The 4,471-nt window shown below is 56.3% G+C and carries 4 protein-coding genes; 3 read left to right on the plus strand and 1 reads right to left on the minus strand.

Translation table 11 applies throughout. The features are described 5' to 3' along the window. Positions 1–750, plus strand: a 750-nt coding sequence (locus tag G9463_RS23295) for a DUF6610 family protein (protein WP_165897958.1), incomplete at its 5' end; no start/stop codon positions are given. Positions 751–876: 126 nt separating this feature from the next. Here the strand turns inward: G9463_RS23295 and G9463_RS23300 are convergent. Next, the gene (locus G9463_RS23300) at positions 877–2,259 is read right to left on the minus strand and encodes a Cdc6/Cdc18 family protein (protein WP_165897959.1); all 1,383 of its coding nucleotides are present in this window, start codon (positions 2,257–2,259) and stop codon (positions 877–879) included. An 816-nt stretch (positions 2,260–3,075) separates the two neighbouring features. On the opposite strand from G9463_RS23300, the gene G9463_RS23305 reads away from it, so the two are divergent. Beyond that, positions 3,076–3,843 (plus strand): hypothetical protein, encoded by a 768-nt coding sequence (locus G9463_RS23305; RefSeq protein ID WP_165897960.1) that lies wholly within the window; start codon positions 3,076–3,078, stop codon positions 3,841–3,843. Further along, positions 3,840–4,367: a hypothetical protein gene (locus G9463_RS23310; RefSeq protein WP_370458000.1), complete on the plus strand. Its 528-nt coding sequence runs from the start codon at positions 3,840–3,842 to the stop codon at positions 4,365–4,367. Before G9463_RS23305 ends, G9463_RS23310 begins: the two co-directional genes overlap by 4 nt. Positions 4,368–4,471 lie beyond the last annotated feature (104 nt).

Here is a 4,471-nt window from a genome sequence, read left to right on the forward strand (position 1 = left end):
GACAACGACTTCCGGAATCCAGACTTGGACCGGTACATCGAACGCTTCGAGCAGTACGAGCCGTCGGTCGGGATGCTTGGCGACGCATACGACCGACAGGAGGCGCGCCGGTACAACCAAGCCGCACGGGAGCTGAAACGGAAGTTTCCGGGGACAGAGGTTATCATCGTCCCGAAGTGCCGCGACGCAATCGACGTGATCGACGACGACATTGTCTTGGGCTACCCGATGGGCTACTCCGACCAGACCGCCGACGAGTACACGGATATTGTGGACTGGCGGGGACGGCGAGTGCATCTGCTGGGGGCAAGTCCGACGAAGCAGTATCCAGTGATTGAGGAGCTAACACAGCCGCGTGTGACCGGTGAAGAACCAGCAGATATCGCTGGCGTCGACTGGAACGGGATTCATCTGGCGGCGCTTCACGGCGAGTACTTCTCATCACACGGCTACGGCAATGCAGACCACCTCTCGATACGGGAGACGGTTCGAGAGAGCCTGCGACACATCCGGTCATACTGGAAATCGCGGGGGGTGTGGCCGACCGTGGAGGCAGACCGGAGCCCGCTAACAGCGGAACCGATGGACCCTGTTTGGGCTGCTGACGGGTCGAGAGCAACTGTAAATGGCCTTGAGGATGCGATTGTCGTTGAGTACGAGAACGGACAGACGCTCGCGTACCGGAGCCAACACGAGCGAGACAGAGTGGAATACCGGGCAGGACTCACTCCCAGTGAAGTTCACGGCTAGAGCCGAACGTGTCGTCTCAGAGAATTTTGTGACTCCCCGTAGGATGAGGGAGTACCAGTGAGCGCGAAACTGTCACAGGAGACGGCACCATAGCACAGATGACTACCGATATCTGAACAGCGACTGCTACCCTAGCGTCTGTTGTTCGTTCAGCCACTCCTTTGCTAAATCGTCGAAGTCGACGGATTCGAACCGGGAAACGGCCTCAAGCACGTCGATAGCCGTCGATGGCTCAACGCGAAGTTCGAATGTATATGCCTCGCCGCCCACAGATCCGGAGGCAGATTTCCGTGCACGAATGATACTCAGCATATCGAGTTCGATAAGGTGGTCGCGCATCCGTCGCTGGGCTAGTCGGTCGGCGTCGATGTGATCTGATAGCGACTTGTAGATGTCGTAGACGTCACGTGTCCGAATCTCGGAGTGGCTCCCGAGTTCGAGAATTGTCACCGCTGCCAGCGCGAGGTGGCCCTGTGTCGTGAGTTGTTCCATGCCTTCTATGATTAGTTCTCGCTCAGCCTCACCCTGAGCGGTTCGGACGTGTTCTTCTCCGACACGGGAATCACCCTCAGACTCGGCGATGGCGGCAGCTTTTCGGAGATACTTGATTGCTTGGCGGGCACTCCCCTTGTCCTGTGCAGCGTATGCAGCACAGAGCGGAATCACGTCTTCAGATAGTACGTTCGAGTGGATACGCAAGAGCGTACACTCGCTCCGGTCAGCATCGATAGCCTCGAAACTGTCGGCAAGCGAGTTATCGTCGTTGTCGTCAAGATTGGCGCTGATCTCGAATTCTTCGCCGGCAGGTGTCTCGTACACTAGTGACGTGTCCCGGAACGCCTTACTCGCACGGCGAGAGAGGATGTCACGGAGTTCGTGTGCGTCGTACGGTGGAAAAAAGATCGAGTCATCGTAGAGGCTGTCCTTCGCAGCAGGATCGAGGTTATCGCGCCACTGAAGATCGTTGCTGATGCCGATGATCGACGGGTAGACATCGTCGTTGACGTAGTCCTTATCACGTGCACGGGGGAGCGAGTAGAGGATTTTGTCGTCCGTGCCAAGATTGTCGATCTCATCAAGCACAATAATAATTGTTCCGCCGATATCGTTCATCGCATCCCAGAGGTGGTCGAGTACCTTCTGCATCGGATGCCCATTAGGATTCTCACCACCGAGCTCTTCACAGAGTCCACACGCGAGCGTGTAGCTTGAGGTAATTCCCTCACACGAAAAGAACATTGATGTCAGATCGAGGTTCTGTGCATCGGCGAACGCCTTCAACTCGGCGAGCTCTGCCTTCGCAGCTGCCGTCTTTCCCTGGCCGGCCTTGCCCGAAAGGAAAGTGTTCTCGGCACCAGCACCACGAGCTGCAGGCTTTAACGAACGCCGAAGTTTCAAGATCTCCTCTTGTCGTTCTGGGAGCGTCGTCGGGGTGTGACCCTCCTTGAGGTAGTCCTCGCCGCCGACCGCAAAGATATCGGAGGTCGTCGAGTACGGGGACGAATCCATGTGTATATCTCGTGTACCCAACTCACATAAACCCCCGCGTCCGCAATGTCCGGCTTGTCCGAATAACCCCCCACCTTGTCCGCAATTCTAATCACTTTAGTGAAACACTCATTCTTCCGTACAGTCTCTCGTTGGAGGAGAGTCCTACCCGGGCCCCCGGGGTTGTCCGCAATTATTTGGGAAAGCGGTGGGGTGTAGATAGTCGGTTCAACTGGACTGTTTTCGAAGAACTCGCCGATTTGGTATGATGTCGCCGATTGACTAGTATGTATTTAATAAGCTTTTCCATTAGTAGTAGTAAATAGTAGCTAGAGATGTCTTGAGGCCGTTTACAAGCTATAAAATATATATTTAACTACTCCAATGGCTATCGCCATTCAACCTCGATATATTCTTGCCGTGGAATTGCAGACATCCCCGGGGGAGGAGGTTAGGAGCAGCAATATACCCGTCATCGCTAGACTGAACGCGCTATACCAAACAAGCCCAATGTGGGAATAAGCTACTAGAGCGTTTGAGGAGCTTGCTCTTGGCAATTGATGCCTTATCGTCAGTTTCGAGATCTTTCCAGTCACCCAAAGGTTCGTGGGCTTTTGCCCTGCTCTATGTTGGGGAATTGCGGACAACCCCGGGGGGCGGGGGTTCTATCTACAGGCGGTTTGACTCGGGTTCCTCAGATCTCGATCCCGAGGTACTTCACAAGACAGTCTTCAAAGGGAAACATTCACACACGTTTGGTGAGTGGCCTATCTAAATCTGATTCTGTTGGGTAACCCATCGAAGTAGGGATTTTCTGTTCCTCTGGCGGGTGAGAGGATGTCCACACACTCAGTGTCGACGCAAGCACAGTCGTTCCAGCATCGCCCGCCAGCAGACACAGGGGAGTGTTCCTGTCCGATCCACGCCAACGGTGACCCGTTCACCGCACCTCTCGGGATTCGATTTGCCGATCATGTCGCCGTGGAGCCAATCGACAGAGAGACCGCAGCCGCCGTGTACGAGGCCCACCACTCCTACATGGGGTCACTGCCGTCGGTCAACCTCACCCACCACGGGATGTACTTTCAGGACTCGTTGGTCGGGGCCATCACATACCGCTACCCACTCATCTCGAAGAAGCGAATCCGGTACGGCGTCGACGGCCAGCTCTGTCCCGAGCCCGTCGAGATGGACAGCCTTCCCACGGAGATCAGAGCAACCGCCCGGCGGGTGCTTCCGTCGACGGACACACCAGTCGTTGACAGTGAGGTGATTTCTGGGGACTCGCTCGTTGAGGCCGCGCGTATCTGCATGGGCGTTCGGATGCCAAACCTCGCGTCGGCGGCGCTAGCCCGCTCACAGGAGCGATTCTTGCAGGCTGACGACCGTAACACTCGCTTCTTGTTGACGTGGGTACGCTCGGACTACGATGGGGCGATGGTTCGGGCGCTGCAAGACAAGGGCTGGACCTGTACGGGCTATCGTGAACCAGGACAGGCAAGCAACCGCGAGGACAAGCCGATTCGTGAGCGCTACAAGTGGCGCTTTCTCTGTCCTGTGGACACTGTTGGCGAGCAGTCAACACTTGCACGGTGGTCTCGGTGACCGACGTCCAGCCCGAAGCAACGGCTGAGTGCTGTCGATTCTGTAGAGTGAGGGCTGATATCTCCGGCGAGGCGTACACCTACGTCCAGTGGCCCGACGAGGTCGACCGAGAAGACGGCGTGTTCCGATTCACGATTTGCCGGGAGTGTGCGCTTCAGGACCGCGACAACGTCGAGCAGGCCGCTTCGCTCTTCCACGAGGCAGATCAAGACTATCTCGTCACCTGCGATGTCTGTGGCGCTGTTGGGTGCTGGTCTGCCAGTACTCGTCGTCCAGCAGCAGAGACGTATCGGCTCGTGAGCGTTATCTCCTGGTCGGTGAGTATCAACGGCTTCGACGGGGCAACGCACTCTTGCAGTGAGTGCAGTCCTATCCTGCTGGTCGACTGTGTGAAACGCCCTGACCGGACATACGACGATGAAGTGCCGCGTCTCGTCGAGCCCCCATTTGACTCAGTTGGGAAGACAGCAGACGATGCTCCGGCAGACAGTACACAGGTCAAGATCGGCGGGTGGACTGGGTAGCCGGCGGTAGTTCCACGAAACTGGTGGGTCTGCTCCGCTAATGAGCAGTACAGCTTCTCTTAGTACAATCGGATTCTTGCTTTTTTGTCGTTGAATTTTGGACC

Origin of the sequence: Haloarcula sp. JP-Z28 (assembly GCF_011440255.1) — an archaeon.
Lineage (GTDB): Archaea > Halobacteriota > Halobacteria > Halobacteriales > Haloarculaceae > Haloarcula > Haloarcula marismortui.

What these genes read in the sequence shown, in the direction of transcription:
- G9463_RS23300 (WP_165897959.1), bottom strand. Translation starts at nt 2,259, where the DNA reads ATGGATTCGTCCCCGTACTCGACGACCTCCGATATCTTTGCGGTCGGC.
- G9463_RS23305 (WP_165897960.1), top strand. Translation starts at nt 3,076, where the DNA reads ATGTCCACACACTCAGTGTCGACGCAAGCACAGTCGTTCCAGCATCGC.